This is a genomic window from Microcystis sp. BLCC-F209 (genome assembly GCF_041928595.1).
GTDB lineage: Bacteria > Cyanobacteriota > Cyanobacteriia > Cyanobacteriales > Microcystaceae > Microcystis.
The window spans coordinates 1-4,709 of the sequence record NZ_JBHFLL010000029.1 but is presented as its reverse complement, the minus strand read 5'-3'; the positions used below and the strand labels follow the sequence as shown (position 1 = coordinate 4,709).

The window sequence follows — 4,709 nt, the reverse complement described above, 5'->3', positions numbered from 1 at the left end:
CTGGAATTATGTTAAATTCTTGACTGAGCCTGTGCCGATTATTTTTAGCAAACTCTCCTAGCTCTCTATAACCTGAGTATCCTAGCATTGTTCCCAGTATTATTACTACTAATACTATCCATAAAGGGTGTCTTTTTCCTTTATCTTTCCGAAAGTCCTTGACTTGTTTTAGTTTTTCTATTAAGCTCAACATATATTTTAAAGGTTGGCGGTCACTTATCATTTTACCTGACAGTGATCGCTTTTACTTTTGATATTCTGATGGGAGAATGAAACAGCCCTACCTTTTTAAGGGGGACTAGGGGGGATCAATCAATGCTATAATAACCACTATTTATCAGCAGGTAAGATAAGGGTGAATTTATTAGTCCATCGTTATCAAATTGTGCGATCGCTTGCTTCTGGTGGATTTGGTGAAACTTTTCTAGCTAAAGATACCCAATTACCAGATCATCCTTGGTGTGTTGTCAAGCAACTTAAACCCCAATCTGATCCCCAATCTTGGCAAATAGCAACGCGTTTATTTGATACAGAAGCAAGAAGTCTTTATCAATTGGGAAAACACGCTCAAATCCCCCAATTATTTGCCCATTTTTCTGAAAATAATCAATTTTATCTCGTTCAAGAATATATTGAGGGACATCCTTTAGGTGAGGAAATTATACTAGGGAAACAATGGGAAGAAATAGCAGGAATTGAATTTTTAGAAGATGTATTATCAACTTTAGCTTTTGTACATCAGCATAACGTTATTCATCGGGATATTAAACCTGATAACTTAATTAGACGCAAAGGAGATAATAAAATTATTTTAATTGATTTTGGTGCGGTAAAACAGATTATTAATTTAAGTAATCCTCAAAACCAACCTAAGACAATTGGAATAGGAACACCAGGATATATGTCAAATGAACAAAATCTAGGAAAACCTACCTTTAGCAGTGATATTTATTCTGTGGGAATGATTGCTATTCAGATGTTAACGGGATATTATCCTACCCAATTAGTTGATAGTCAAACAGGAGAAATACATTGGCAAAATAAAGTCAAAATAACACCTAAATTTACTGATATTTTAGTTAAAATGAGTCATCCAGATTTTCAACAACGCTATCCCTCAGCTACAGAAGCTTTGCAAGCAATTCAAGGTTTACGGGGAGTCTCCCCTACCATTGCGCCAACAGTTTCTATGTCTCATTCTTCATCTATACAAAATAAAGGGGGTAAAATTGCCGTTATTCCCCTAATTTTAATGTTACTTTTAGGAGGAGTAATTGGTATTGGGGTGATCAATTTATCTGAGAGACAACAAAACAATGAGACACAACATCAACCTGCTTTTTAAGCTATAAAGGTAATAGGAACAAGTTTAACAGGAGTAAGTAAGATTTATGAAGCGTCAGACTTCGGGAATAGCAGTCTCACTTTTATTTGGTTTGCTAATGCTGACCTCAGGATGTCAAGGAAATTCTAATGCTGCAACAAAATCTAAGTTTTTTTGTGGAAATGCTCAATATTTAGGTAAAAATGTGCCAGCTACTATTGTCCATAATCCAAATTCAGACAGAGATTTTACTATAATTATTTGGAAACCAGATAATTATTATTTTGGTAATCAATGGAATCCTCGAAAACGATGTGATCAAGTTTCTAGACGATTCCAAGATATTTATGATCGGGATGGACTACAGTATGTCACGGCTACGGTAGCAAGTTGGATTAATGATCGAGAAGTTCCCGTTGTCTGTGGAGTAAAATCCAAAAGTGCTACTTGTGATCAAGATGATTTACTCTTTACTTTGGAAACTAAGGATGAGCCTTATGCAGTATTAGATGATCTTATGGAAATTCGTCAAGCACCTGATAACAATACACCCTTAACTAGAGGAGTAAATGATTCTAAAAATTCTGGTAAAAAGCAGCAAGTTTTTTATGATTTATCTGAGGTTTTGAAAGTAGAAAAATCCCCAAAACAGCCATCTAATCCAAACAATGGTGCAGCGTTTTAGACTCAAAATATACCTTTGTTTACGGGATTAGGAGTGTTTTGGGTTTTGCTTCTCCATTTTTCTGCTAGAATTGTGGCATAATCGCTCATTTCTCTGAGTTTATTTTCTCCTTGCTGAGCGATTTTTAAGATTTCTGCTAATTCCTGTTCAGTAAACGGTTTTGAAGTCATCGTTAATTCTCCAATCGGATTCTAATTCCATTGACTACTATTTTAGCTTCTAAAACTCGACCTAACTGCTCTGAGAAATCCTCCCCTGCTTCTTGAATATCTTCATAAGATAACTCATCCTCCATAGTAATATACTGGACAGTTGCTTGCATCCGCCGTCTAGTGTTGTCAGCAAATAATAAATAATTGTTAATTATAGCAAATATTGGAATAGATATGATAATGTAGGGAAATAATTTTATCCTTTCCCTAATCAGTTCAATCCCATTATTATCCTCCAATGCTTATCTGAATTGCCATGAAACCGCAATTATTGAAACTTTGCCTAATTTTATCCCTATTTCCCCTAATTTTCTCCCTCGTATCCTGTCAAAACCAGCAAACTCAAGATCGTGGAATTACTATTACCACAAATCAGTCACAAAGTCAACAAAAACAACGACGCACAGCCTTAGTCATTGGAAATGCGAGTTATCAGGATAATCCTCTCAAAAACTCGATTAATGATGCAGAAGCGATGGCGAATGCGCTTAAAGATGTTGGTTTTGACGTAATTTTGCTGGAAAATGCTGATTTAAAGCAGATTGAAAATGCTATTGACACATTTCACCACCAACTTAAGGCAGGAGGAGTGGGATTATTTTATTATGCGGGACATGGTACACAAGTGGATGGCGAAAATTATCTTATTCCGGTAAATGCGAAGCTGGATGTGGCAGAAGATGTGCGCTATGAGGCGATTCCGGTAGGAAAAGTCTTAGCTAGGATGGAAGATGCGGCAAATCAGATGAATATTGTCATTCTTGATGCTTGTCGCAATAATCCCTTTGCTCGAAAATGGCGCTCTAGTCAACGGGGTTTGGCTCCGATACAATCAGCTAGGGGTGCCTTGATTGCTTTTGCGACGGAACCAGGAGGGGTTGCTGCTGATGGAGAGGGAGAAAATGGGTTATATACGTCTTTTTTATTAAAGCATCTGAAAACACCGAATTTAGATGTGGAGTTGATGTTTAAACGGGTACGGGAGGATGTTGTACAAGCTACTCAAAATAAGCAAGTTCCTTGGGAGTCTTCCTCTTTGGTGGGGGATTTTTCTTTTAATCCTGTTACGGTAGCGCAATCATCTCAACCTAATTCTACCACTGCTGAAACCTATTTTAAGCAAGGGGAAGACTACCGTAATAATAATCAATATGATAAAGCGATTGCGGCATATACTAAGGCCATTGAAATTAATCCTCAATATGCCGAAGCTTACAAGAATCGAGGGATTGTTTACCTTGATTTAAAAGACTATGAGAAAGCAATGGCAGATAACAATAAAGCCATTGAAATTAATCCTCAATATTCTAATGCTTACAATAATCGAGGGCTTGTTTACTATAATTTAAAAGACTATGAGAAAGCAATGGCAGATTATAATAAAGCCATTGAAATTAATCCTCAATTATTTCAAGCTTACGGTAATCGAGGGAGTGTTTACTATAATTTAAAAGAATATGATAAAGCTATTAAAGATTATAACAAAGCTCTGGAAATTAATCCTCAATATGCTGATGTTTACAATAATCGAGGGAATGTTTACCGTGAATTAAAAGAATATGATAAAGCTATTAAAGATTATAATAAAGCCATTGAAATTAATCCTCAAAATGATTATGCTTACAATGGTCGAGGGAATGTTTACGATGATTTAAAAGACTATGATAAAGCAATGGCAGATTATAATAAAGCCATTGAAATTAATCCTCAATATGCTTATGCTTACAATGGTCGAGGGAATGTTTACTCTGATTTAAAAGAATATGATAAAGCTATTAAAGATTATAATAAAGCCATTGAAATTAATCCTCAATATTCTAATGCTTACAATAATCGAGGGATTGTTTACTCTGATTTAAAAGAATATGAGAAAGCAATGGCAGATAACAATAAAGCCATTGAAATTAATCCTCAATATGCCGAAGCTTACAATAATCGAGGGATTGTTTACCTTGAATTAAAAGAATATGATAAAGCTATTAAAGATTATAATAAAGCCATTGAAATTAATCCTCAATATGCTTATGTTTACAATAATCGAGGGAATGTTTACCTTGAATTAAAAGAATATGATAAAGCAATGGCAGATTATAACAAAGCTCTGGAAATTAATCCTCAATATGATGATGCTTACAATAATCGAGGGAGGGTTTACTATAATTTAAAAGAATATGATAAAGCTATTAAAGATTTTAATAAAGCCATTGAAATTAATCCTCAAAATCCTTATGCTTCTAATAACAAAAAGTTAGCGGAGGAAGCAAAAAGAAATCAATAACCATATCCTTGTTCCAAGACAGAGCCTTGGAATATGATATGATTAGTGCGATCGCTCTTATTTTTGTCTGGGGTTAACCACAGAAACCAAAAACCTACCTAAAGCTTTTTAAAGCTACTCATTTCTGTAGCTAGATAGCTAAAATAAGTAACTTTGGCCACCGATAGATTTTAAGAACGTTATCAGGTATAATCAAGATATGAAGCTAGT

6 protein-coding genes are annotated in these 4,709 nt (G+C 34.9%); 3 read left to right on the top strand and 3 right to left on the bottom strand.

Annotation, left to right across the window (positions count from 1 at the left end; translation table 11 throughout):
- On the bottom strand, window positions 1-193 hold a 193-nt coding region (locus tag ACE1AQ_RS02210; protein WP_374807767.1), incomplete at its 3' end, for a transposase family protein.
- 162 nt (window positions 194-355) lie between these two features.
- On the opposite strand from ACE1AQ_RS02210, the gene ACE1AQ_RS02205 reads away from it, so the two are divergent.
- Both ACE1AQ_RS02205 and ACE1AQ_RS02200 read left to right on the top strand, forming a co-directional pair.
- The gene (locus ACE1AQ_RS02205) at window positions 356-1,345 is read left to right on the top strand and encodes a protein kinase (RefSeq protein WP_374807765.1); all 990 of its coding nucleotides are present in this window, start codon (window positions 356-358) and stop codon (window positions 1,343-1,345) included.
- A gap of 46 nt (window positions 1,346-1,391) precedes the next feature.
- Window positions 1,392-2,009, top strand: coding sequence for a COP23 domain-containing protein (locus tag ACE1AQ_RS02200; RefSeq protein WP_110546084.1), 618 nt, complete (start codon window positions 1,392-1,394; stop codon window positions 2,007-2,009).
- 2 nt (window positions 2,010-2,011) lie between these two features.
- Here ACE1AQ_RS02200 and ACE1AQ_RS02195 read toward each other — a convergent pair whose 3' ends face one another.
- Together ACE1AQ_RS02195 and ACE1AQ_RS02190 are read right to left on the bottom strand one after the other, a co-directional pair.
- Window positions 2,012-2,179 carry a hypothetical protein gene (locus tag ACE1AQ_RS02195; RefSeq protein ID WP_002788754.1) on the bottom strand — a complete coding sequence of 56 codons (168 nt, stop codon included), beginning with the start codon at window positions 2,177-2,179 and terminating at the stop codon, window positions 2,012-2,014.
- A 2-nt stretch (window positions 2,180-2,181) separates the two neighbouring features.
- A complete protein-coding gene (locus ACE1AQ_RS02190) occupies window positions 2,182-2,331 on the bottom strand; it encodes a hypothetical protein (RefSeq protein WP_155726598.1) in 150 nt (49 codons plus the stop codon).
- Between the two features lie 146 nt (window positions 2,332-2,477).
- Here ACE1AQ_RS02190 and ACE1AQ_RS02185 point away from each other — a divergent pair, with 146 nt between their 5' ends.
- Complete coding sequence (locus tag ACE1AQ_RS02185; protein WP_374807762.1) at window positions 2,478-4,499, top strand: tetratricopeptide repeat protein; 2,022 nt, start codon at window positions 2,478-2,480, stop codon at window positions 4,497-4,499.
- Window positions 4,500-4,709: the final 210 nt, after the last annotated feature.

Coding starts and splice junctions, on each gene's coding strand:
- ACE1AQ_RS02200 (WP_110546084.1), top strand. CDS start 1,392: ATGAAGCGTCAGACTTCGGGAATAGCAGTCTCACTTTTATTTGGTTTG.
- ACE1AQ_RS02195 (WP_002788754.1), bottom strand. CDS start 2,179: ATGACTTCAAAACCGTTTACTGAACAGGAATTAGCAGAAATCTTAAAA.
- ACE1AQ_RS02190 (WP_155726598.1), bottom strand. CDS start 2,331: ATGCAAGCAACTGTCCAGTATATTACTATGGAGGATGAGTTATCTTAT.
- ACE1AQ_RS02185 (WP_374807762.1), top strand. CDS start 2,478: ATGAAACCGCAATTATTGAAACTTTGCCTAATTTTATCCCTATTTCCC.